This is a genomic window from Zooshikella sp. RANM57, assembly GCF_050749885.1.
Taxonomy (GTDB): Bacteria; Pseudomonadota; Gammaproteobacteria; order Pseudomonadales; family Zooshikellaceae; genus Zooshikella.
Genome location: NZ_JBOIUB010000003.1, coordinates 314,300 through 338,910 on the forward strand (window position 1 = coordinate 314,300; position 24,611 = coordinate 338,910).

The window sequence follows — 24,611 nt, forward strand, 5'->3', positions numbered from 1 at the left end:
CATATCGATGCTAACCTGTAATTAACCCGTTAGTATTTGGATTCGTTCCATTACAGCACCCGCTAATAAATCGGGGTTAAACTTAGCAATAAAATCATTTGCTCCTACTTTTTCCACCATCGCTTTATTGAAAACGCCACTCAATGATGTATGAAGCACAATATGCATATCATTAATCCGTGGATCATTTCTAATCGCAGATGTTAGTGTGTAGCCATCCATTTCAGGCATTTCTATATCAGAGACAATCATAAGGAGTTCATCCTTAGGACTAACCCCATGCTCAATCAACTCCATAAGGTATTCTAAGGCTTCACGACCATCATTTTTGGCCACTACCTCAATACCTAATGACTCAATACAGCGCTGTACTTGTTTACGCGCGATTGCTGAGTCATCAACAATTAATATCTTCTTATTCGCTAAGTCATCGGTTGGTTCATGACGAACAACATCCTCTGAAAGCTCTTCATTCATCGGAGAAACTTCTGCAAGGATCTTTTCAACATCTATGATTTCAACCAGTTTATCATCCACTTTGGTTACAGCAGTTAGGTAATGATCTCGTCCTGTGCCTTTGGGCGGTGGATGTATTTCTTCCCAATTCATATTGACAATTCTGTCGACCATCCGTACTAAAAAACCCTGAACTTTCATGTTGTATTCAGTAATGATTACAAAACAATTCTCTACATCATCCAGAGCACTTCGACCTGTAGCCATATTCATATCCAATATGGGGATGGTACCTCCCCTGATATTGGCAACACCTCTTACAATAGGGCTGCTTTTCGGCATAATGGTCATCTTAGGACATTGCAACACTTCCTTAACTTTAAATACATTTATTCCATAGAGCTGGCCACCATTGAGCCTGAATAACAGTAATTCAAGTCGGTTCTGTCCTACCAGTTGAGTTCGCTGGTTAACACTGTCTAATACACCAGCCATGAAGCCACTCCTACATGATTAACAAACACTTTAAACCTAAAACCGGCATAACAGTTGCTTTTTAAAGTGATAAACCGCTGTATACCAACTAATTTCACTAAGGCCTATTGCTGCTTATGAACTATACAAATAGCATAGGACAATTTAGTCACCCACGTCAGTATTTTGCATTAGGCTGGCTGCTCTGCCTGTTTTCAGTTGTTAGTGTTGCCAGTCCTCTCAATGACCAAGTGCATCAAGCAGCCCATCAATATCTCCTGAACAAACTCCAACCGCTGCTAACACAATCATCTTCAATAACGTATAAAATTCGTATAAACCCCTTAGATGATCGTTTAAGGCTGCCATTATGCCAAGCCCCATTACAAGTCAGCCGAAATAGACACAGTAAGTCTTTTGGGCGCATAACATTGGCCATTGACTGTCCTAGTAGCTGGCAAGTTTTTGTCACATCAGAGGTGAGTATTTTCCGGCAAGTACTTGCCAGCAAACGCACAATTCCAAATAAACGACGAATAACTGACGCTGATTTAATGTGGCAAACAGTTGATGTCAGCCGATTACGAAATGGGTACTTCACTGAGCAGGAGCTGGTGATCGGTAAAGTTGCCACAAGGACAATTACCATCGGACAAATTATTAGTCGTCAGCATATTGACACAGCCACGGTTATCACTAAAGGCACAAAAGTTGCGATAGTCGCTTCAACAGATCATTTTGCCGTACGGTCATTTGGTACAGCACTCACAAATGGTAAACCAGGTGAACGGATTAAAGTGCGCAATGCCAGGAGCCAAAGGGTTATAGAAGGCATCGTCAAGGATAAAAACACAGTGCAGGTTCTCTTCTGAGAATTTTTGCCAAATGTCTATTAAAGTAATTTTAATGATGGCCGCTAATATTCATAGTGAGTGGTCATTCTAAGGGTAAGGTAGTCATCATGGTTAATGATATCAATGGTCCCAATACGTCTTCATCAGACCTCATAAGCTCCCAAAAGCGAGCTCAGCAGCGGTCTGAAAACAAGTCTTTAGAGCAGTCTGCCAACCCGCCGGCTGTTGAGCAAAGTTCTGCAGAGAAAAAGCCTGTTTCTGTTGAACTGAGTCAACAAGCGCAGGACTTAAAGAAATTGCAAGCGCAAGTTTCTCAGCAGGATGGTGTTGACTCAGAGCGTGTTCAGCAAATTAAAGCAGATATTGCCGCTGGACGTTACCAGGTTAATGCAGAGCAACTAGCGAATAAGCTTTTAGACTTCGAAGGCTTTTAAACTCACTACTTGAGCTAGATCTCTACCACTGGAATGACCATTATGCCCACTACTACCTCACTTAAACAATTTGAAGCATTGTTGCTTGCTGACCTGCAGCTTCTTGAGCATTTAATCACCACACTCAAGGCTGAGCGTCAATCGCTAAAAGAGCGCGACTATGCCAGCCTTGAAACACTCATTAGCCGCAAGCAATCTTACCTGACATCTATTAGCCAAAATGCTAATCAGCGCTCCAAACTATTTGCCTCACTTGGTTTAATTCCTGATACAACAGGTTTTAAACAGTTACTTACTCTCTGTGACCAAGCTCAAAAAGAGCACTTTGAGTCACTTTGGCATTCTTTGCAAAAAAAGTTACAAGAAAGTAAACGTTGTAATGAAACCAACCACCGTATTATTAACCGTACTCAACTGGTCGTAGAACGCTTTCTCCGCATTTATCGAGGACAACCCTTAGCGCCAAAAGCCCTCTATGCCAAGCAAGGCCAGCCTATTAGTGATGCGACTGGCCGGCTAATCGGTACGGCTTAACTCCTCACCAAAGATCATAATGACAGATTCTCTAGAGCTGACCCACCAAGTCAGACTCTAGCTACTCCCTTTAGCCTAACGTCCCTTTAGCCTAGCTGTTACTACTGAACATGAAAGGTATATACTTATAGTGGATGCTGAAAGATAAGGTAGGCAGTTTATTAGCGATATAAAAAAGCAATATTTGTTTGGTTTACTTTAAAACGTATTTTAATAATAAAAAATTTTCAGGGATGTAGGCTGCATGATCAGTTTTTCAGATTGGGATTCAAGCGAGAAGTATCAAATCCTACAGACACCACAGGAAATTTATCGCCAGTTACTTGCAATCTATGAAAGCAAGAAAAAAGTACACCTTGATTTTCCTTCAGAAAATAGCTCATTTTCCGCAACAATCAGTGCTATCGATCATGAAACCTGTCACTTTACCTTATCAAACATCACTCCCCCACGGGGTGAAAGCCTGATAAAAAATAATATGACATTTAACTTAAAGTGTACGTACCATGGTATTGAAGTTATTTGTCCTCACCTGTCAACCTTGCCCTCCTCGCTTATGCCAGCGACAACAGCACAGGATTTTCTTATTCCATTTCCTGAGAAAATACGTTATTTGCAACGACGAAATGCTTATCGAGCCGTTATTCCTGCTCATACATTTATTAGAGTTACCCTTATTACTCAAAAACCTGAACCAGTCTTATTAAGTGGTCAGTTACTGGATTTATCGATAACCGGCTGCCAACTACAACTGTTACCTCCTCCATCAGGTCAACCAACACTTACCGTTGGTGATATACTTGACCATGTGCAATTTATCACCCCAACAGATCATTCTATTGACTGTCAGGGAGAAATCAGACAAATACATACTTCAAAACAACAACACATTAATATCGGTATAAAGTTCTTGCAATTATCAGGTATTAACCAACGCTATCTGCAATTATATGTGAATCTACTTCAACGCGTGGCTAACCGTGATGACGCAACCGATCCAGACGCTTAACATCTGCAGGTACATCTACATCCCATAGCTCAGTGAGCAAATGATAAGACACTTGTTGATTGTTTAACTGAGTAATGGTTTCATTAAAAAGTTGAGGTGTACTCCATGGCATATTAAGAAAAAGTGCTTGAATAAATCGGCTTAAACCAATTAAAACATAGCCACCATCTTCTGCAGGGCCAATCACTACGTCATTCTTTTTAGTCAGTGCAGTAAATGCCTGTAAAATATAATCTGCTGTTAGTACAGGACAATCACTGCCAATAATCACAATCTGATCAGCCCATGCAAAATTTGACTTAAATGCATTTGCCAGTCGTTCACCTAAGTTATCTCCCTGCTGTAAACATACCGGCCATTGTCCAAAAAAATAATCACTCATTACATCAGGTTTAACTATAGGCTCTGCCAGACACAGTTGAATATTAAGTGAAGCCGGCAATTGCTGCATGATCGCCAGTGTTCTATCAAGTAACCTTTGGTGGACCGATAATGCCCCTTGCTCACCTAACGCAGGAATGAGTCGTGTTTTAACAGCGCCGGCTTGAGGTGGTTTGGCAAATAAAATAACCAACTGTTGCATAACTTTTAATGGTCATTTTTATTGACAATATTCTTTTTTGACGCATAACCGCTGTTTTTCATGTAATGACTGTCTCCCATGTAATATTTACGCCAGAGTTTTTCTGGTGCCATACCAAAATAAAAACACCCCCGAATCCACCACATTAATAATATAGTGCGAAAAATACCATTCTGTTCCCAGCGACGACTGGACGTTATTACAGCTACAGAAATACAAATTGGCTTTCCTTGCTGTCGTAAACGACGACATAAATCAATATCCTCCATAAGAGGAATGGCTAAAAAGCCTCCTATTGCTTCAAAATGTTCGCGCTTAACAAAAATGGCTTGGTCCCCCGTTGCAATCCCTGTTATCTGAGAGCGCTTATTCATCATGTAAGCAATACAGTGAAATAACCAATGCGAACCAGAAAAGCTGACGTCAAAACGCCCCCAATGGCTATCACTTTTATCAAAGGCCTGCTCAATAAGTTCATCCGCCTGATCCGGTAAAAGCGTATCTGCATGCAAAAACAGTAATACTTCACCTGTCGCCAGCTCAGCACCATATTGCATCTGCCTTGCCCGACCAATAGCACAAGAAGCTAAACAGTCAACCATCGTTCTTGCAACATCAGCGGTTTGATCATTACTCCCTCCATCAACCAAAATGACTTCATGCCCTCTATCCCGTAAGGGCTGTAATGTCGTCAAAAAAAATTGAATCCCTTTGGCTTCGTTTAATGTAGGTACAATAATTGAAAGCTTCACTGGTACATGCTCACTCACTTTTCCTTGCAAAAGTCATATTTTTACTTTGCCTCAACAAAGTTGAATAGCCTTCAGCGCCAAAAACCTAAGAAATAGTTGTTATAGAGACCGAGCAGAAATGATAATAATTGCGTACTGACATAACTAAAAAAATAGTTTTTTGTCAATCATTAGAATACAACAAAGGTGTGTTACAGAATATTAAGTGAGAAGAGCGTCCCTGAGAGGAATCGAACCTCCGACCTAGCGCTTAGGAGGCGCTTGCTCTATCCTACTGAGCTACAGGGACTTTAGACGAGGCTCCAATGATACAAACTCGCCAGCTAAATGCAACTTTTCTTGCAATACAAAACGCCAGCAAACTATTCAGCCAGTGGGTAGTAGAACCACCCACAAGAAGGTGTACATATCTTATTTTTTAGGCATTGGCCCAACCCAGAGTGCAGGGTCAACTCGCGTTGTAAACCAATTCATCCGCCAATCTAAATGGGGTCCAGTTACCCGACCAGTAGCGCCTACTTTGGCAATGACATCCCCTTGTTTAACTTTTGTACCCACCTTAACCAACACTTTACTAAGGTGTAAAAAACTTGAAAAAACCCCATGACCATGATCAATGATCAGCGTTCCTCCCGAAAAGTATAAGTCAGGTTCTGCCAAAACAACGGTGCCTCCTGCAGGAGAGATTACTTTCGTGCCAACAGGTGCAGCAACATCAACACCAAAATGTGGACGACGAGGTTCCCCATTAAAAACTCGCTGGCTTCCATAAACACCACTAATACGTCCTGTCAGTGGCCAAATAAAGGGCGTTGCAAAATAGGGGTAATTACTTTCCACCGCCCTTGAATCTGCAACCAGTTTACTTTCTCTTCTTATTCGTTTAAGGAAGGACTCTGGAGGAGTTACCATTTTTTGAGGAACCCCTTTTATACGCTGGATATTATACTGACGTTTTTTTAACTTCAGTTTATGTGATTGTTGTTGGCCATCAGGGCTTATCACTGCAAACTGTTGATCTAGTGCAGCATCGCGTCCAAAACCAATAACAAAAAATCCACCATCATTAACTGAAATGGTTTTTCCTTTATATTTTACTTGACTTCCCAGAGATACTTTTCCTAGTAATAAGCTGCCCTGGGTTCTATCACCTTTTAGTGAAAGCAATTTGGCATGTGTTGCAGAAAGTGGCAAGAATAGCGACAATAGTAGAATACTTTTGAACAAGCCTGTAAGCCCGATACGCTGTTTAAGGCAACGCGGAAGTAACACAGAATCACTCATAATTTGACCGTCAAATAAGACACTAGTAGTTGAGTCAGAATGGTTAATAGCCCACTGTGGCACGGCACTTTTTATATTGCAACCGTCATTTTGATGAAGCTGCTCACAGTACTTTAGCTACACTAACTACTCAGTAGCATGCCATTTCAAACATCACATTTTGTTTGCTGTGGCTGTATCGTTCACAACATGATATAAACAGCCATTTCATTCAACACTTGCCAACTTTTTTTGCCACAGTGTTGTATAAACCGGCTATCAATTTTAATGAGGTTTGCTGAATCTGACATGGAAAAGTATGAAGAAGTGTTAATTGCGCTGAGGCGCATTATCCGTGCCATAGATTTGCATTCACGAAAGCTGAGCAAAGAGTCAGGATTAACGGGTCCTCAGTTGCTGATTATGCGTTCTATCAACAACTTAGGTGAAGTCACCATTGGTGAAGTTGCTCGTCATGTTAATCTCAGCCAGGCGACAGTCACCACAATCATGGATAGGTTAGAAAAGCGTGACTTAGCCTCTCGAAAGCGTAGTGTTAATGATAAACGCAAGGTATACACCTACTTAACTGAGAAAGGACAGGCCTTAATTTCAAAAGCGCCTAAACCTCTTCAGCAAGAATTCATTTACCAGTTTCAGCAATTACAAGACTGGGAACAATCACTATTAGTTTCCTCTGTTCAACGCATAGCCACAATGATGGATGCTGAGAAAATTGATGCAGCACCAATGTTAGAAGTAGGTGCCATTGAGGATACGTTCTCACCTAACAATAACCAATAATTCCAACGGCTACATGCAGCGGGTCAGTTGAACTACATGAAGCAAACTTTAGGTTTTAACCTAATGGTAATCCAGCATGATGATAAGTAATTTTATTGCCGTTATATGCCGTGTTTTTTCCTTAGAAAATAACAGAAAGCATACAATGGCAGCCCCCTTGCAGATAGGTATAACCTGCCTACTCTCAGGCATCCTGCTCTCAGGGTGTACACTTTGGCAAATCCAGCAGGCTGGGCCAGATCTGCAAGCACTCCATGCTCAAGCACAGCAGGGTGATGTAGACAGTCAGTTTAGGTTGGGCTTGCGCTTTTATCATGGACTGGAAGTTCCACACAATTATCCTGCTGCCTATGACTATTTTCGAAAAGCCGCTGAGCAAGGCCACCAACAAGCCCAGTATTTGCTGGGCACAGGTTATTACGAAGGTAAAGGTGTACCTAAACAGTCAGAAGAAGCCTGTCACTGGTTAGAGCCACTCGCTGAACAAGGTAATCTACAAGCGCAGTACATTGTGGGTATGATATTTTTAGAAGACAAATCAACAAATAAACTCGCTGATCCTGCTTGGGGGGCTTACTGGCTGTCAAAAGCAGCACTCGCAGGACACTCTGCAGCACAATATCAGTTGGGGTTATTACATTTAGCCGGTAAAGGGGTACCTAAACACCTAGGTGATGCCTATCACTGGTTAATGATGGCTCATCAGCAAAACCACCCACAGGCTAAACAGGCCTTGGCCTCTTTACAAAAACAACTAAAAGCAACACCTCAAGTACACCGTTATCAACATGCACTGAAAAACCAGGCCCATAAAGATTTTGCTGCAGTACAGTTTGTTCAGTTTAGACTAAAGCAGTTAGGTTACCCACTTAAACACGTGGATGGTATTTGGGGTAAACAAACACAACATGCTATAGATAAATACAGCAAGCAAAATCAGCTGTCTCTACCCGAAAAAATATCACCCCGTTTAATACAAGCACTAAGAGATAACCAACAGGCTTCACTACAACCAATGACGCAAGATAAATAGCCCATAAGTAGTTTATTGCTCACATCGTTTTAAGGTAAGGTAGCCCACGACAACTCTATTTACTGCAGTCAATAAACATAACACCGCAAAAATACTTGCAAGCATAGCGAAATACTTAGGAAGCATACAAAAAATCACAAAAAATAGAATTGTCTCGGTGCCTTCGGTCAGACCATTTAAATAAAAAAGCGACTTATGGGGAAAATGCGGATTGGTAAGCTGGTACTTTTTCGCAAGAACAGCAAATGCTAAAAAGCTCGCGCCCGTCCCCATAAAGCTAAATAGTAATAAAGACGCATACAGTGCATTATCATCTGGCCGAGCCAGTGCAAACCCAAAAACAACCCCTGCATAAAAAATAAAATCCAGCGTGATATCTAAAAAACTCCCACTATCTGTTTGGCAACTAAGGCGAGCCAATGCACCATCCAAACCATCAAGACAACGGTTCAATATGATAAAAACTAATGCTCCCCAATATTGCTCATAGGCTAATAATGGCAACGCCAACATACCCAATAAAAACCCAACTACTGTTACCTGATTCGCCGTACAGTAAGGAGCAATAATGTGAGCCGTTTTTTTTAATGGAGACTGCACCCAGCAAGAAGTCCACCGATCTAACATGAAGTTGACTCCTCATACGGAAGCTGTAATACCTGCACACAATGATCTGGAATATCAGCCATATCATGAGTCACTAACAACGTTGGTAATTGATAGAGCTCTGTATATGACCACACAAGCTGCCTAAACTGGCTACGTGTGTCTTGATCAAGTTTACTAAAAGGTTCATCTAAAAATAAAACTCGTGGCTGAGCTAATAATGTCCGTAACAAACTAATTCTAGCCCGCTGCCCACCTGATAGCGTGGCAGGATCACGATCAGCCAGAGTTTCCATTCCCACTTCAGCGAGAAGTGCTATCACCTGATTATGGCGTTCTTGACGATTTATTCCTTGGGGTAATGCAAAAGCTAAATTGCCCTTCACAGACAAATGCGGGAACAATAAATCATCTTGAAATAACATCCCAATCTTACGCTTCGCTAATGGTAAACATGTAAGATCTTGCTGATCTAATAATACTTTTCCCGAGAACTGAAACGGCTCAGGGATGATACCGCACAATGCACTCAGAAATGTCGACTTACCACATCCACTCTGCCCCATGAGTACTACAATCTCACCGGGCAATATGGTTAGATTTAATGACTGAATAATAGGCTCATGACCAAAGTACAACGATATAGACTGTAACTGAAGGATACCTTTCTTATTCATGAAATCCTTAAATCCGCATCATAGAAAAACGCCGGTAAATAAAATAGGGTATGAGAAATGCACAGCCATAAGTTGCCAGAGGAACAACAAGCAGGGCCAATGCAAAAACCCCCGTCACCCGATAATCAGCACCTTGAGCTAAACTTACGGCTTCAGTTGTCAATGTGCTTACACGCCCCGCGCCTGCAAACAAAGTTGGTAAATACTGAGCAACACTAACTGCAACCCCAACAGCGATTGCAAATAAAACAGGCCGTAGCAACATCGCTATTTTTATACGCCAATAGCTGTACTGAGGTCGTCCAGATAGCAAAACAGCCACGGTTAAATAACGCTTATCAAAGTGCTTAAAATAACCAACCAGTGCTAAACATATATAGGGGATGACATAAATCAGATGACTCCAAACAACACCACCCCAAGTGCCATCCAAATTCAAGCTGACTAGCAACCATTGAAAACCGAAGATAAAGCTGATTTGAGGTATCAATAAAGGTAGGTATAACCAACTCAATGCATAGCGTTGTTGTGCTTTTTTTGCTTCTAATAGCCCCAGCACTAAAAGTAAACCAATAACTGCTGAACCTAACGCCAAAAACCAGGTTGTTCCTAATAAAGTAAGCAATTTATCACTGTAACGAGACCATATCTTTAATGAGTACTCACTGGGAAGAATATCCGGGTAACGCCAACGCCAGCTTACGGCCCATAACACAATAGAAATTATCGCTGTTACCCACACACCCCACACTATCCACTGAGAGACATGACCTAGCCATTGCCAACCTAAGCGTAAACGATGACGCAAACCATTAGTTAACCATTGACTATCTTTACCTATTAATAGCCTTTCAAGCACTAGCCATCCCAACATTAATAATCCAGTTAACAGCAGCAAACAAATAGCACCAGCACTACCAAGTAATCGGTGCTCTAATTGTTCACTCCCAAACCACTGCATAATAGCCACTGCCATAGTTGGAGGTGTTGTTGGCCCCAGTATTTGCGCAATATCCACCACAGAAAATGAATAGGCAATCACGGCAATAATGGGTAAACGCATTTGTGGTAAAAGCTGAGGCCAAATTATTTTTAACCAGACATAAACCGGATGATAGCCTAGACTTTGACCCACTTTTAGTAACTGAGAAATATTTACCTGATTACAGGCTGACAGTGTCATTAGTATTAAAAAAGGCAGCTCTTTTAACCCTAAAGCAATACCTAATGTCACACCATAAGCATCATGCACTGTATGCCAGGTCGGAGGTGATGTTAATTCTTGAGTAAAAGATGCTAAAAAACGTGCATACCAGCCACTAGGCGTCACTAAAAACATCATACCTAACGCAAATGCAGCATGAGGAAATGCTAACATCGGAGATAAAAGGCTATGCCATATTTTCCAGTATGATGTTGAATAGAAAACAGAGAATATGGTTACAGTCAGCAGTAAGGCAATACTGGTAGCAAGACAACCACTAATGAGGGTTGCTACCACCATTGTAGAAAAACCAGGCTCTTGCCAGAGTATAATGTAATAATCAATATTCAGGTTGTGAAAACCTGCCACAGGAAAATAACCAAAGCTGGGCAGCACAGTTCCTACTACGCCAAGAATTACTGGCAACAAACACAATAACTGCGTTACCCTGTAACTGATCAGTGGTATAGACATAACCTATTCATTATTACTGCTGATAACGCACTAACCAAGCCTTTTCTAAAGCGTCTGTCCAACTATAATGAGGCTCAGGCAAAGGCTTGCCTTGTTGGTCAGGTGTTAGCATACCAGGTAACTTCTCAAAGCGAGCAAACATAGCTTGCTGATCTTCTGGTAGCCGGTCAATGGCCAACACCGTTGGATCTCCCCAAATTTCGGGATCCATTTTTTGACTTTGAGCCTCTGCTGACAACATAAAATTGATCACCACCTGAGCGGCTGCATTAGCTTTAGCATTAAAAGGAATCGCTAAAAAGTGTGTATTACCCAATGTACCGCCTTGATGAACATAGGATTTTACTGTATCTGGTAACAACCCGGCATGTATCGCATTTGTAGCTTCACTGGGGGTAAAGCTAAAACTGACATGTAACTCACCACTATCCAGCATTTGCCGCATTTGAGAGGAGTTTGTAGGAAATGCTTTACCTTGACGCCAACTGACAGGATGTAACGCATCAAGAAACGCCCAAAGTGGTGCAGTTACTTTTGCAAAATCCACTTCGCTCACTGGTTCTTGTAACGACTCAGGCGTTGATGTTAACTCTAAAAGTGCTTGCTTAAGAAACGTTGTTCCTAAAAAATGGGGAGGATTAGGGTAAGTAATACGCCCAGGATGTCGCTTTGCATAATCCAGTAGCGCCTTCATTGATGTAGGTGGTTGCTTCAACACACTACTATCATAGTAAAAAACCAAGTGAGCCATGCCCCAAGGCGCTTCCATAAAGTCCACAGGAATAGAAAAGTCTTTTATAACGGAAGGCTTAGACCTATCCACCCAATGATAATTAGGTAAAGTTTGCGTAAAGGGCCCATATAATAAATTATTATTTTTTAAAGTAGCAAAATTTTCACCATTCACCCATAATAAATCGATTTTTCCTTCGGTATTTCTTCCTGCTGTTTTTTCAATCAGCAAGCGACTAACAACCTGGCTAATATCATCGACTTTAACGTGCTTCAGTGTTATTCCATACTGTCGTTTTACCTGTTGCCCCACCCAAAAAATATAGCGATTAACTTCATGGCTCCCACCCCAGGCATTAAAATACACTACCTGTTTATTTGCATTTTTAACGGTATTATTCCAGCGTGATTGTTGCTGTTGTTGTGCAATAACATTATGAGCAGTAAAAAATAATAAAAAAACAACTAAGTGATTAACACCCCTCAACAAATACATCATTTATTATTTTCTCCCTTATTATGAGTCTATTAAAGCTATACCCACAGGCTATTGAAAAGCAACGTTTTAGTTTAACATTGCTCTACAGACCGTATTCTTTAATGAAAAATTTCACAAATAAATACCAAACGTAAAAAAGGCCCATATAGGGCCTTTTTATCACACTAAACATATTATCTTGATTATCAAATCATATATTTAATCATTCAACGAGTTCCGACATTATCAACCCCTTAGAACGCTTCCTTTATTTACTATTTACGAACTATGGGGTTTTTAACATCAAACTCCTCATGCAGTGACTTTAATAAGCCAAAGCACATCATAAATAAGACTATCGCAAACGGCAGACCGGTTGTGATAGATGCAGTTTGTAAGGCTGTTAACCCTCCACCGAGTAACAGCACTGCAGCAACAACACCTTCTGTAGTCGCCCAGAAAACCCTTTGCGCAACAGGAGGATTCAAATTCCCACCAGAAGTAATGATATCTATCACTAGCGAACCTGAGTCTGAAGACGTTACAAAGAAAATAACAATCAAAAAGACAGCTAACACTGTGGTAATACTGGCTAGAGGGAACCCTTCAAGCAATACAAATAACGAAGTAGAGAGATCTGCTTTTACTGCTGTTTCGATATTTGCTAAACCAAATAGCTCATTATGTATTGCGGAACCACCAAAGACACTGATCCAAAGAAAAGTAAGCAAGCTAGGCACTAACAACACACCAAAGACAAACTGGCGTATCGTACGTCCATAAGAAATGCGGGCAATAAACATTCCTACAAAAGGAGACCAGGCAATCCACCATGCCCAATAGAATACGGTCCAGCTACTTTGCCATTGCGAGTTTTGTTGGTAAGTCTCAGTCCAGGAGCTAAGCATCAACAAGTTCTGCATATAGTGGCCCATATTCTGTACAAAACCACTCAGCACAAACAGTGTAGGGCCTACAATGATGACAAATAACAACATGCCAGCCGCAGCCCATAAGTTGATTTCACTTAAACGTTTAATACCTTTATCAAGCCCTTTTACCACCGAAATTGTGGCTAATAAGGTAATCCCGGCAATCAATGCCAGCTTAACCCCTGTAGTAGCTTCAATATCAAACAAAAACTCCAAGCCTGCAGCAACTTGGTTAACACCTAACCCGAGTGAGGTTGCAACACCAAACATTGTGGCAATTACCGCCAGCACATCTATTGCGTGGCCAATAGGACCATGTATTTTTTCGCCAATGAGGGGATAAAAAGCTGAGCGAATGGTCAATGGCAACTTTTTGTTAAACGTAAAATACGCTAATGATAAGCCAACCACGGCATAAACACCCCAAGCGTGGAATCCCCAGTGAAGAAAGGTGATGTCCATGGCGTTTTTCGCAGCATTGACTGTATGCCCCTCACCCACGGGTGGCGAAGCATAGTGATAGATGGGTTCTGCAACACTCCAAAATACGAGTCCAATCCCCATCCCCGCACTGAACAGCATGGCAAACCAGCCTGGAAAAGAATACTTGGGTTTTGCCTGTGCACCACCTAGGCGAACATAACCAAATCGACTAAAGGCTAAATACAGCGCAAAAACCAAGAATACTTGAACCAGTAGTATAAATAACCAACCAAAATTGTCGGTAATTAATGATTTAGTATGACTGAATAACTCACTGGCTTGCTCCAGGTTAGTCAGTGATAAAAAGACAAAAGCTAAGATTGCTATCGCAGAAAACCCAAACACTTGTGGGTGTACATCAATCTCTAGAAAATCTCTTAAAGATGAAGGTTTATGACCTACATGTCGATCACTCACATGAAACTCCTCTTTTACCCAACAGAATGAACTTGTCGAGCAATCATCAAATACTGCTCAAAAAGCAAGCATACATTAACACACCTAATATTTAGAATTCAAAATTAGTTAACAATGGCGGCTAATGCTATTTAGTTACACAAGCTTTGACAATATGCTAATAATTGTATTCCTTTACAACAAATCCTAATAAAAAACTGCAAAGTCAACCGTTAGCTGAGCTTTCCATCCTCACACACTAATAAACAGCCTGTATTAATAATTTACTGAAAACTCAATATTCTCAACAAATCAATTAGAGCTCTAATAGTTAATCACCCTTGAGCGATATAAACACTTAGAGATAGTCAGAAATTGAAGGTAAAAATAGCACCTAAGCGTTCAGTCAACACAACCCTGTGCAACGATAAATTCATAGTGGCACTATGACATTCACACTCACTTTTTAAGCTACGCTTTAAGACGATGGAGATTTCACCTTAGCTGCATCATGTAACATGATGGTCTGTAAAGTTGATTAGCAGGATCTAACACCTTGTGGTTAATGGAATAGCTTAATTCTCATGTCTTCACACCTACTCACACTCACCCATATCAATAAATCATTTGCTGAACATCACCAGCAACATCCTTTACTCAAAGATTTATCCATCAGTGTGAATCAAGGTGAAGTCATTGCACTGATAGGGGCCAGTGGCTCAGGCAAAAGTACCTTACTCAATATCATTGCAGGTATTGAGTTACCTGATACAGGACGTGTCACCGTAGAACACACTGTATTAAATCAACTTCCTGAGGCAGGTAGGACTCGTTTTCGTCGCCAACAAGTGGGCTTTATCTTTCAGTTTTTCAATCTGCTACCCACACTCTCAGTCAGCGAAAATATCCTGCTTCCACTGCAGTTAAATCAGTTAACCATCGACCAGGCTTTTTTTGATTTATTAGTTAGCAGCACCCTGATTGAGCAACTCTTGGACCGATATCCAGATGATTTATCAGGTGGTGAACAGCAACGGGTAGCACTTTGCCGCGCATTGATTCACCGGCCACGCTTAGTGTTAGCCGATGAGCCCACAGGAAGTTTAGATAATGAAACCGCTGACCAGGTCTTTACCCTGTTACTTAATATTGCTCATCAGGAGCAGCAAACGCTTATCATCGCAACCCATAACCTACAGCTAGCAAACCAGACTGATCGTGTATGTCGCCTGGCTTCAGGCAAAATCACCGAGCAAGCACTGCTGTGAGTCGTCACTATTTATTGTTAAAGGCTATTAGCCTGGGGCACTTTTACCAGCACCCTTGGCAACTCATATTGATGTGGGCTGGGCTAACAGCCAGTGTAACGGTGGTGGTTGCTATTTATCTTGCAAGCTATAGTGCACATCAAAACTTCATTAGTGCCAGCAACCTGTTTATTGGCAAAGCAACGCACCAAATTCGCGGACAACCCGTGGTTGATGAGCAACTCTACGTTGAGCTTAAACAACGCTTCAATGTGCCCGCAACGCCCCAGCTACAAGCAACGGTGTGGGATAATGCCAAGCGTCAAAGCTATCAGCTCCTGGCGACAGATTTACTTATTGATGATGCAATAACCTCAACATTAGGATTATCGCTAACAGCACTTAACATACCTTTAACGCAGTTTATTTTTTCAAGTATGCCACCTAACGCATTACTTTTTTCATCAGAGTCAACGCTCTCGACCAGTCTACAAGCATCTTCACAACCGTTTATTTATCAAAACTCGCCCTTTCACTTAAACGTCACTCACTTACATCCAAATCAGCCTCAACACAATCCAGGCACATTAGGCGTTGACCTTCTGCTAGTGGATATTGGAAATGGGCAACAAGTACTTAATATGCAAGGCCAGCTCACAGCCATCAATTTGGTACTCACTCATGATAAACAAATAGACTTGGTCAAAGACTGGCTTCCCAAACCCTATGCCTTAGTTCCAGTCAATGACGAACGGCAGGCTCTGGATAATCTGGCTAATGCGTTTCATTTAAATCTCCATGCACTCAGCCTTCTTGCGTTCATTATTGGCCTATTTCTGATGTTTAATGCGTTACGCTTTAGCTTACAGCAGAGAGAGCGGCTCATATCACAGTTGAGGAGCTTAGGCATTCCTAGCAAAACAATTCAAGTTCACTTACTTTGTGAAGTCTTCTTGATTGCAAGTATTGCCAGCGCTGCAGGTCTTTTACTAGGCTGGCTATTGGCTAACCCACTGCTGATCATGATTACCCAGTCTATTAATCAGTTTTACTACGCACTTTCTCACACTCAACTTCAGTACTCACCCATTCAGCTTTTACTGTGTTGGGCTTCAACAGTATTCATTGCAGTTGGCTGTAGCGGGTGGTCAATCACTCATATTGCCAAACGCCCTCCTCTGCAGTTAGTACGAACAAGTCACCAGCTCGCCCATATTCATCAACACTTATTTCCTTACTGGCAGCGTATTGCTACCACATGCCTAGTCGTTACCATTAGTATGATTTTGCTGCCCACTGGCATTATCGGTGGATTTATAGCCACGGCTACAGGGCTGCTTGGTTTTGCATTGTGCCTTCCACAATTAGTCACAGCGATCAGCAAATTTAATCGCTCCTCCAAAACTTCCAACCAGCCTATTTTTTTCAAAATGCTGCTGCGTGATAGCCAGCGTCAGTTACACCATACGGCTTATGCTTTGATGGCACTTTTAATCGCAATATCTGCCAGCGGTGGTATCAACCTAATGGTTTCAAGCTTTCATAATGCGTTTCAACACTGGCTACAACAACGTGTTAGCGCCGATTTATACATCCGCCTAGCAGAGCACAGCCAGCCATCCACAGGACTACAAGCGCTTTATGAGCAGTTAGCTTCGAATAAACAAGTCGCTAGCCAGAGTACTTATATGAGTCAGCAAATACTTTGGCGAAATGAGCAGGTTAAAATCCAAAGTGGTCAGTGGAGTCAAAAGACTCAGGACAGCATGCAGTTTCTAAAACGGCCTTCTAAGTTAGTCTGGCATGATGTTATAGCAAAAAACCATATTTTAATTAATGAGCCGCTTGCCAGACGGCACCAGCTAACGTGGGGGGATGAAATCAAGCTGGACTGGGCGGGACATACAGCAATATTCACCATCGCGGGTGTTTTTTATGATTATGGCAGTCCACAAGGTCAACTGTGGATGCAGCCTTTTGACTACCAACGTTTTTTCGCTAAAACCAAAACAAAAGGAATTGCTCTATACCTACGAGCAGATACCAATATTGACACATTTATACAAACCATAAATAAACAATGGCCACAACATACCTTTGTCATAACCCATCAACAGCAAATCATTGAGCGTGCTACACATATTTTCAAGCAAACATTTGTCATCACAGATGTGCTTAATGGCATCGCGTTAGGTATTGCCTTATGCGCTATTACAGCAGCGTTAATGGCAACGCAATTAGCCAGATTGCCAGAAATGCGCTTACTGCATGCTTTAGGCTGCAATGGCTGGCTGAGAGCAGGCTTATTAATGGGCCAACCTATTTTCCTTGGTATAGTGACAGGTTTGTTTGCAATTCCTGCCACCCTGCTTCAAGGGTGGCTACTAACAGAGGTAGTTAATGTTAGATCGTTTGGCTGGAGTATTCCTCTCACCCCCAACCTTCTCTTAATAGGCCAAATTTTAGGCTTATCACTCGTAGCAGCTGTACTTGGAAGTCTTTACCCTACTTGGAAAACACTCCACACACCGGCAAGACAAGCTGGTTGGGAGTAGAGCCGTGAGGTGGCTAACTGCTAATAGCAAACGGCTTTTCACACCCAATGTGTTAGCTTCAGCTGTATTACTAACGATAATGTGTTTGCTACTTTATGGGTGCCAGCAGGAGTCTACTCAAAATCATCCTGCTCCCACATTAAGTGTGCAGGATTTACTGCAAACAAGCTCAAACACCTTGAGTGTTTTTTATCCAAAAATTACCTCACCAATCCCTCTTGAGTGGCCAGCCGATCACTATACTCACCCTGACTACCAGTCTGAGTGGTGGTATTTCACTGGACACATGACATCAAGCTCTAACAGTACCGCTGGAATATCATCTAAACCACTATCGTTAGGCTTTCAGTTTACTCTCTTTCGTAAGCGTGCTTTACCGCCTATTAATAACTCTGTAGTAAACAATGGATGGCAAATACCACAGATTTATATGGGACATCTTGCTATCTCTCATCATCAAGCAAATACCCACCGAGCAGCACAACGCTTTAGTCGGAAAGGCCCTGGACTCGCAGGGTTGAGCGATAACGCTGACTACTTGCATGTGCTGGACTGGCAAATTCAGCCGACGCCCAATAGCTGGTGGCCAGTTCGCATTAGTGCTCGCGATCAAAAGCAACAGATTGGCATAAACCTGCACCTATTCCCTCTCAAGCCAATTACGTTACAAGGCTCTTTAGGTTATAGCCAAAAAAGTAAGAACCCAGATAACGCATCCATGTATTACTCCTATACAAGGTTAAAAGCCTGGGGATCACTTTATTGGCAAAACCAAAATATTCCTGTTAAAGGGCAAGCATGGTTTGATCATGAATGGAGTAGCAGCTCACTGGATACAGACCAAGTTGGCTGGAACTGGTTTGCTTTACAGCTAAATAATAATTATGAACTCATGCTTTATCAGATAAGAGATAAACAAGGAGGCATTCGCTGGGCAGATATCGCACTGATTAATGAAAATGGTGTGCGTCTTCCTATAAAAAAATCTGATGTCATGATTAGTACACAGCAATACTGGACAAGTAGCAAAACGGGCAGACGATACCCTAGTCTATGGCGAATCAAGATTTCTCGCTATGCAATAGACCTAGCAGTAAAACCTACTATTAATGATCAAGAAGTGAGATTGGCCCTACATTACTGGGAAGGGTCCGTTATGCTGTCGGGATCACATAAAGGTAAAGGTTATGTAGAGCTTACGGGCTATTGAAGAAGAATTACCTTTCAACTGAAACAATGTGTATTACATTGCTTGTATATGAATCATTAACCCTTTAGCGTCTAAGTGGTGCATAAGCTGTTGTAGGTCATCATGGTTCAAGAATGCACCGAGTCTGACTTGCTGATCATGACAACATAACCAAACTTGACCTGTACTACCTGGCTTTGAAGGTTGTATTGCGGTAACAAGTGCCCACGCTCGGGATACTTGCACTGAATGCTCTAATCGATATCGCCCAGAATCAACACCGATAGTATCTCGATTAAAGTGAATATGCTGCCAACGACTCGCCTGTAGTGAGGTAATATAAAGGCCTATTCCTAATGCGGCTAACTCAAGTCCAACAAAGGGAACCACTAACCAGGCGCCTGACAAAACCAACACGACCGTCATCATCAAGCTGAACAATGCTACACAACCAAATAGCATAATATTTTGCTGCCAACTCATCGATTGGTTCGCTGTTAATGTCAGGGATGCCTCTTGGCCTCCTGACCTGGGATGCACTGCAACCATGGCGATTCTTCTGAAAAAAGTACTACTGAACTTTTATCCTCACTCATTCAAGCTTAGGCATACCACCGCAATTTTTACAAATGCCATATTTCGTCAGAATCAATCTTAACAATTCCTTTTTCTTTACCAGGGTATGTCGCTTTGTCAGTTTTTAATAATACACATTATTCGTTTTCAAGCTTATTCAAGGATTACAGTGATGAAACAACAACTGCTTGCTTCAGCATTTTGTCTATTAATTAACTTACCCATTTCTACTCTTCATGCAGACGAACCTGTCGCAGAAGTTGAAGATAAACTACTAATGAGTGGTTCAGGAATGGTTATAGGTGGATTGGCTGCAGGTCCTTTTGGTGTGGTGTTGGGTGCAGCAGCGGGTGACTTTATCAGTGAACGCCTGGCATTAGCGGATCAAGCCGAGCAAAATGCTCAAGCACTTTCAAAAGCTGAACAAGAGCTTCAATTATTACGTACTCAGATCAACCCAGATGAAACCATTACAATGCCAGAGGATGCAGAGTATCTACAACTGCCCGCCACGGATAAATTAGCAATTGATATTCATTTTTTTACTGGAAAAAATGATATACCACAGCAGGAAATTGATAAAATTGGCTACCTGATTAATACATTAAATGCTAACCCTCAACTTGACATCCAACTAGAAGGTTTTGCAGATATACGAGGGAAAGATGATCGCAATTATCAGTTATCACTGGCTCGGGTAAATGCAATCCACCAAATGCTTCTTGAATCAGGCATTGATGATCAACGCATAAATAGTATTGCCCATGGCGACAAAATGGCTCAAAATAGTTCAGCCAGTGACCAGCAGGCACTTGATAGAAAGGTAAGAGTCACTTTTTTTGTCAGTGATGAATGGTTAAATCAATAAGAGGGAAAATTATTTTCCCTCTTACTTCAAACCCCAAAAAATTCGGAAAAACTAGCATATACAGCTAATTAGGGAAGCAATGCTTTTGCTAAAATAATATTTACAATAACGACAACAAAATAAAAAGTCCCTTTCCGATCATAAGGCAATGCGGCAATAATAACGGATAAACCCGCTGCAAAGCCTAACATTAAACTCATTGATAGCGCATAAGATGATGATAAACTGCGCAAAATAGCCACATAACCTTGATCTGTTGTCACAGATACATTAATGAGCAATAACATCATTTGTGTTATCAGAGAGCAAATTAAAGTGTGAATTAGTTTCTTTTGATAAGCCCAATCAAAGTGATCAACACCATGATGAGAAGAACTAAATGAATTCATAGCTAACACCTCCTATTTTTCCTCTCCCTTAACGTATAAAAATAGCTCAGTTGTAATAAATCTTTTATACCCCTCATCCTCAAAAAGCATCGCAAAGGTGTTACTCTTACCAATAAAACGTTTAAAAAAACGACTAAAAAGACTTATTTAATAAGTATAAACAGCACTTTTCAGGCTTTTTACCTTGTCTATCTGTACATAAAAGCACTTGCGATACCTTCTATACTCAAGGCTATACTGAAGGCATATATAATTAACTCATCTTAAGTAGAGAAACGTTAAGAGCGGAATTAACTGATAAGGAACAGGTAATACTGTTAGCCTGTAGTTTACCTTAATTAATTAGTACAAACCATCCGATACCACTTCCCAACATATTTGTAACTATTTGATATAATTATGAATTTCAGCTAAAACATATCTTATATGATGAAAAATCATATTATTAATTTTAATTTAAACGTTTAGCTTAAAATTACCATCGGTTGTCCAATTTCTCTGGCTTTGTTTTCTCCCATTAAAATCTCAACCAGTCTCAAAGCAAACGTCATTGCTGTTCCTGGTCCTTGACTAGTGATCAGAAAATGATCATCATCCACCACGACAGGCATATCTGTAATCACTTGCTTAGCTTTAAGTTGTTGACAGAATGCAGGATGACATGTCGCTTTCGCATCAGTGATCAAGTCATGAGCAGAAAGTACAACTGCAGGTGCCGCACAAATGGCCGCAATCCAGCGTTCTGCCTTTTGCTGACATGTCAACATTGATGTTAAGGTTGGACAGTCCCGCAAGTGTTCTGCTCCAGGCATTCCTCCTGGTAATACAATCAAATCAAACGAGTAATCAACACACTCATCAATATGGCTATCTGCAACTAACTTCACTCCACGAGAAGCCTTAACCTGCAGCTCTCGGGTCAATTGACAACTCGCAACAGAAACATCAACTGCAGCACGACGTAGCACATCAATAACAGTGACAGCCTCAATTTCTTCCGTGCCATCAGCGATAGCAACTAAAGCCCGTTTGCTCATTCAGTGTTCCCCTTAGCCTTATCTACCTACAAATAAAATTAACCCTTAGCGTTACTTCCACTTAATTATAAACAACAAGTGACCATTTGCTCACACGAAAGACTATTCACATTAACTGTAATTTGACCTTAAAATCAGTGACATGGATCCGTAAGCCATACTCTACTTTAAAAAGGCTTTTATTGTTGTATGACTAAAAATCAACGTTTAGCGACTGGCTTAGGCCTAATGGCCGTTACTCTATGGGCAACGGTAGCCACTGCATTTAAATTGTCACTGGCATACTTTTCGCCACTTCAACTGGTATTCTTTTCATGCCTTAGCTGTATTATTTGTCTTTCCACTATACTCCTCATCCAACAAAAATGCTTACTCGTTGTTCAATTACTTAGACGACGCCCGCTGTATTACCTTTTGCTTGGTTCCTTAAACCCATTTGCTTATTATTTATTACTTTTTGCTGGGTACAGTTTACTACCCGCCCAGCAGGCTCAACCGATAAATTATACATGGGCCATCACATTAACTTTGCTGGCAGTTCCTTTTTTAAAACAACGTCTCTATCTTGCTGATGCAATTGCTATGATTGTTTGTTATTTGGGAGTTATTGTTATTTGTACTCAAGGTAGCCTTATTGACTTCAATAACACTAACCCGCTGGGGTTATGCTATATCTTAGTCAGCACACTTATCTGGTCACTTTACTGGATTATTAATACCAAGCAGACAGCAGACCCTATTGCTAACTTACTGGCCTGTTTTATAGGGAGTTTACCTTTAACCATCATCACCACCTTCAGTTTTGACCCCACATTTAATCTGACATGGCAAGGGATCGCTGGCACACTGTACATTGGTTTTTTTGAAATGGGGATTACCTATGTATTGTGGTTATTTGCACTTCGTTATGCCAAGCAAACAGCTAAAATCAGCAATTTAATTTTTCTTTCCCCATTTATGTCCCTGTATTTTATTGCCACGATACTCAATGAACCTATCCATAACTCGGTTTACAGTGGTCTCGCCCTCATTATTAGTGGAATATTAATCCAACAACGCTTTTCCAAACCACAGCGGTTATCTCAAGCCAAGTCATCAACCACCACATAGCATAATGCATACGCTTAGAGTAAAATTGGCTCTTTTTGATTAGCCGGAATAGCACGTGTGGTAACTGAATGACTAATCCTAAAGTTGGTTTTGTCAGCCTGGGTTGTCCCAAAGCCCTTGTTGACTCAGAGCGCATCCTGACGCAATTACGGACTGATGGGTATGATATTGTTCCTACCTATGAAGATGCTGATATTGTAGTCGTCAATACCTGTGGCTTTATTGATGAAGCAAAACAAGAATCACTTGATACCATAGGTGAAGCCATTAGTGAGAATGGTAAAGTCATTGTCACTGGCTGTATGGGCGTAGATGCAGAAACAATTCAACAAACACATCCTCAAGTGCTCAGTGTCTCTGGCCCACAGCAGTACGAGGCGGTTGTCAGTGCCGTGCATAACCACCTGCCACCACTGAAAGAGCATGACCCATATATCGACTTGATCCCTCCCCAAGGCATTAAACTAACACCTCGTCATTATGCCTATCTAAAAATTTCAGAGGGCTGTAACCACAGCTGTACTTTCTGCATTATTCCCTCAATGCGGGGCAAGCTGGATAGTCGTCCTATTGGCAATGTGCTTGATGAAGCAGAGCGTCTGGTCAACGCTGGTGTCAAAGAGCTTTTGGTCATTTCTCAAGATACCAGCGCCTATGGTGTTGATATCAAGTACCGTACTGGTTTCTGGCAAGGTCGCCCAGTTAAAACCAAAATGTACGACTTGTGTAGTGCACTGAGTGACATGGGTATATGGACAAGACTTCACTATGTATATCCCTATCCTCATGTAAATGACATTATCCCTCTAATGAGTGAAGGTAAGATACTGCCATACCTGGATATACCCTTCCAACATGCCCACCCTGATGTGCTCAAGCGCATGAAACGTCCTGCACATACTGAAAACACACTGAAACGTATCCAGCAATGGCGCACTGAATGCCCTAATATCACTTTACGCAGTACCTTTATTGTTGGTTTTCCTGGTGAAACTGAAGCGGAGTTTCAGTACCTTTTAGACTTTTTAGAAGAAGCTCAGTTAGATCGCGTGGGCTGTTTTAAATACTCACCTGTTGAAGGTGCTACCGCTAATAGTTTGCCAAATCCTATTAATACAAAACTTCAGCAGGAACGCTGGGAACTATTTATGGCTACCCAGCAAAAAATCAGTGCCAAAAAACTACAGCAAAAAATTGGACAAACACTCGATATTATTATTGATGATGTAGGTGATGATGGTGCGGTAGGTCGAAGCAAAGCTGATGCCCCCGAAATAGATGGCTGTGTGTATCTTGAAGGAGCCACAAACTTGCAGCCAGGAAGTATTATCCAGGCAAAAGTTATTGATGCTGATGAATATGACTTATGGGCTAAGCTTCTGCCCTAACATAGAAATTTAGCAGAGAATAGCTCAATAACTTCCTAAAACAAAAAAGGCAGCGTAAGCTGCCCTTTTTAATT

At 41.4% G+C, this 24,611-nt stretch carries 24 protein-coding genes and 1 tRNA gene; 12 read left to right on the forward strand and 13 right to left on the reverse strand.

Features of this window, described 5'->3' with window-relative positions:
* Positions 1-21 precede the first annotated feature (21 nt).
* Positions 22-951 (reverse strand): chemotaxis protein CheV, encoded by a 930-nt coding sequence (locus ACQ96U_RS08750; RefSeq protein ID WP_431720863.1) that lies wholly within the window; start codon positions 949-951, stop codon positions 22-24.
* Positions 952-1,067: 116 nt separating this feature from the next.
* On the opposite strand from ACQ96U_RS08750, the gene flgA reads away from it, so the two are divergent.
* The 4 genes from flgA to ACQ96U_RS08770 all read left to right on the forward strand — a co-directional run bounded on the left by flgA (position 1,068) and on the right by ACQ96U_RS08770 (position 3,761).
* The gene (gene flgA, locus ACQ96U_RS08755; protein WP_431720864.1) at positions 1,068-1,802 is read left to right on the forward strand and encodes a flagellar basal body P-ring formation chaperone FlgA; all 735 of its coding nucleotides are present in this window, start codon (positions 1,068-1,070) and stop codon (positions 1,800-1,802) included.
* Between the two features lie 89 nt (positions 1,803-1,891).
* Positions 1,892-2,218 (forward strand): flagellar biosynthesis anti-sigma factor FlgM, encoded by a 327-nt coding sequence (gene flgM / locus ACQ96U_RS08760; protein ID WP_431720865.1) that lies wholly within the window; start codon positions 1,892-1,894, stop codon positions 2,216-2,218.
* A 42-nt stretch (positions 2,219-2,260) separates the two neighbouring features.
* Complete coding sequence (locus ACQ96U_RS08765) at positions 2,261-2,752, forward strand: flagella synthesis protein FlgN (RefSeq protein WP_431720866.1); 492 nt, start codon at positions 2,261-2,263, stop codon at positions 2,750-2,752.
* A gap of 244 nt (positions 2,753-2,996) precedes the next feature.
* Positions 2,997-3,761, forward strand: coding sequence for a flagellar brake protein (locus ACQ96U_RS08770; protein ID WP_431720867.1), 765 nt, complete (start codon positions 2,997-2,999; stop codon positions 3,759-3,761).
* On the opposite strand, the gene ACQ96U_RS08775 is transcribed toward ACQ96U_RS08770, so the two are convergent.
* The 4 genes from ACQ96U_RS08775 to ACQ96U_RS08790 form a co-directional block, all read right to left on the reverse strand.
* The gene (locus ACQ96U_RS08775) at positions 3,727-4,344 is read right to left on the reverse strand and encodes a TIGR04282 family arsenosugar biosynthesis glycosyltransferase (RefSeq protein WP_431720868.1); all 618 of its coding nucleotides are present in this window, start codon (positions 4,342-4,344) and stop codon (positions 3,727-3,729) included. The genes ACQ96U_RS08770 and ACQ96U_RS08775 overlap by 35 nt on opposite strands.
* A gap of 5 nt (positions 4,345-4,349) precedes the next feature.
* Positions 4,350-5,096, reverse strand: a complete 747-nt coding sequence (locus ACQ96U_RS08780; protein ID WP_431720869.1) for a TIGR04283 family arsenosugar biosynthesis glycosyltransferase — start codon at positions 5,094-5,096, stop codon at positions 4,350-4,352.
* Between the two features lie 215 nt (positions 5,097-5,311).
* Positions 5,312-5,385 (reverse strand) — tRNA-Arg (locus tag ACQ96U_RS08785).
* Between the two features lie 122 nt (positions 5,386-5,507).
* The gene (locus ACQ96U_RS08790; RefSeq protein ID WP_431720870.1) at positions 5,508-6,380 is read right to left on the reverse strand and encodes a M23 family metallopeptidase; all 873 of its coding nucleotides are present in this window, start codon (positions 6,378-6,380) and stop codon (positions 5,508-5,510) included.
* Positions 6,381-6,668: 288 nt separating this feature from the next.
* Here ACQ96U_RS08790 and ACQ96U_RS08795 point away from each other — a divergent pair, with 288 nt between their 5' ends.
* Together ACQ96U_RS08795 and ACQ96U_RS08800 are read left to right on the forward strand one after the other, a co-directional pair.
* Positions 6,669-7,163, forward strand: coding sequence for a MarR family winged helix-turn-helix transcriptional regulator (locus tag ACQ96U_RS08795; RefSeq protein WP_431720871.1), 495 nt, complete (start codon positions 6,669-6,671; stop codon positions 7,161-7,163).
* Positions 7,164-7,239: 76 nt separating this feature from the next.
* Positions 7,240-8,196, forward strand: coding sequence for a hypothetical protein (locus ACQ96U_RS08800; RefSeq protein ID WP_431720872.1), 957 nt, complete (start codon positions 7,240-7,242; stop codon positions 8,194-8,196).
* 12 nt (positions 8,197-8,208) lie between these two features.
* On the opposite strand, the gene ACQ96U_RS08805 is transcribed toward ACQ96U_RS08800, so the two are convergent.
* From ACQ96U_RS08805 to ACQ96U_RS08825, 5 genes are all read right to left on the reverse strand, one after another.
* Positions 8,209-8,823, reverse strand: coding sequence for a CDP-alcohol phosphatidyltransferase family protein (locus ACQ96U_RS08805; protein ID WP_431720873.1), 615 nt, complete (start codon positions 8,821-8,823; stop codon positions 8,209-8,211).
* Positions 8,817-9,479 (reverse strand): ATP-binding cassette domain-containing protein, encoded by a 663-nt coding sequence (locus ACQ96U_RS08810; RefSeq protein ID WP_431720874.1) that lies wholly within the window; start codon positions 9,477-9,479, stop codon positions 8,817-8,819. The genes ACQ96U_RS08805 and ACQ96U_RS08810 overlap by 7 nt, the downstream gene beginning before the upstream one ends.
* A 7-nt stretch (positions 9,480-9,486) precedes the next feature.
* On the reverse strand, positions 9,487-11,157 hold the full coding sequence (locus ACQ96U_RS08815; protein ID WP_431720875.1) for an ABC transporter permease: 1,671 nt from the start codon (positions 11,155-11,157) through the stop codon (positions 9,487-9,489).
* A 13-nt stretch (positions 11,158-11,170) separates the two neighbouring features.
* Positions 11,171-12,388 carry an ABC transporter substrate-binding protein gene (locus ACQ96U_RS08820; RefSeq protein WP_431720876.1) on the reverse strand — a complete coding sequence of 406 codons (1,218 nt, stop codon included), beginning with the start codon at positions 12,386-12,388 and terminating at the stop codon, positions 11,171-11,173.
* 254 nt (positions 12,389-12,642) lie between these two features.
* Positions 12,643-14,199: a BCCT family transporter gene (locus tag ACQ96U_RS08825; protein ID WP_431720877.1), complete on the reverse strand. Its 1,557-nt coding sequence runs from the start codon at positions 14,197-14,199 to the stop codon at positions 12,643-12,645.
* A 563-nt stretch (positions 14,200-14,762) separates the two neighbouring features.
* Between ACQ96U_RS08825 and ACQ96U_RS08830 the strand changes: the two genes are divergently transcribed.
* From ACQ96U_RS08830 to ACQ96U_RS08840, 3 genes are read left to right on the forward strand one after another with little or no spacing between them, the layout of a single operon-like run.
* On the forward strand, positions 14,763-15,446 hold the full coding sequence (locus ACQ96U_RS08830) for an ABC transporter ATP-binding protein (protein ID WP_431720878.1): 684 nt from the start codon (positions 14,763-14,765) through the stop codon (positions 15,444-15,446).
* Positions 15,443-17,980 (forward strand): ABC transporter permease, encoded by a 2,538-nt coding sequence (locus tag ACQ96U_RS08835; protein WP_431720879.1) that lies wholly within the window; start codon positions 15,443-15,445, stop codon positions 17,978-17,980. Before ACQ96U_RS08830 ends, ACQ96U_RS08835 begins: the two co-directional genes overlap by 4 nt.
* Positions 17,981-17,984: 4 nt before the next feature.
* A complete protein-coding gene (locus ACQ96U_RS08840; RefSeq protein ID WP_431720880.1) occupies positions 17,985-19,190 on the forward strand; it encodes a lipocalin-like domain-containing protein in 1,206 nt (401 codons plus the stop codon).
* A gap of 33 nt (positions 19,191-19,223) precedes the next feature.
* On the opposite strand, the gene ACQ96U_RS08845 is transcribed toward ACQ96U_RS08840, so the two are convergent.
* Positions 19,224-19,718, reverse strand: coding sequence for a DUF2244 domain-containing protein (locus tag ACQ96U_RS08845; RefSeq protein WP_431720881.1), 495 nt, complete (start codon positions 19,716-19,718; stop codon positions 19,224-19,226).
* A gap of 199 nt (positions 19,719-19,917) precedes the next feature.
* On the opposite strand from ACQ96U_RS08845, the gene ACQ96U_RS08850 reads away from it, so the two are divergent.
* Positions 19,918-20,613, forward strand: a complete 696-nt coding sequence (locus ACQ96U_RS08850) for an OmpA family protein (protein WP_431720882.1) — start codon at positions 19,918-19,920, stop codon at positions 20,611-20,613.
* A 68-nt stretch (positions 20,614-20,681) separates the two neighbouring features.
* Here the strand turns inward: ACQ96U_RS08850 and ACQ96U_RS08855 are convergent, their stop codons facing one another.
* Together ACQ96U_RS08855 and ACQ96U_RS08860 are read right to left on the reverse strand one after the other, a co-directional pair.
* A complete protein-coding gene (locus ACQ96U_RS08855; RefSeq protein WP_431720883.1) occupies positions 20,682-21,002 on the reverse strand; it encodes a hypothetical protein in 321 nt (106 codons plus the stop codon).
* 464 nt (positions 21,003-21,466) lie between these two features.
* Entirely contained in the window at positions 21,467-22,039 is a 573-nt protein-coding gene (locus ACQ96U_RS08860; RefSeq protein WP_431720884.1) for a DJ-1 family glyoxalase III, read from the reverse strand.
* 189 nt (positions 22,040-22,228) lie between these two features.
* On the opposite strand from ACQ96U_RS08860, the gene ACQ96U_RS08865 reads away from it, so the two are divergent.
* Together ACQ96U_RS08865 and rimO are read left to right on the forward strand one after the other, a co-directional pair.
* Entirely contained in the window at positions 22,229-23,149 is a 921-nt protein-coding gene (locus ACQ96U_RS08865) for a DMT family transporter (protein WP_431720885.1), read from the forward strand.
* A 68-nt stretch (positions 23,150-23,217) separates the two neighbouring features.
* Positions 23,218-24,537, forward strand: a complete 1,320-nt coding sequence (gene rimO, locus ACQ96U_RS08870) for a 30S ribosomal protein S12 methylthiotransferase RimO (protein ID WP_431720886.1) — start codon at positions 23,218-23,220, stop codon at positions 24,535-24,537.
* Positions 24,538-24,611 lie beyond the last annotated feature (74 nt).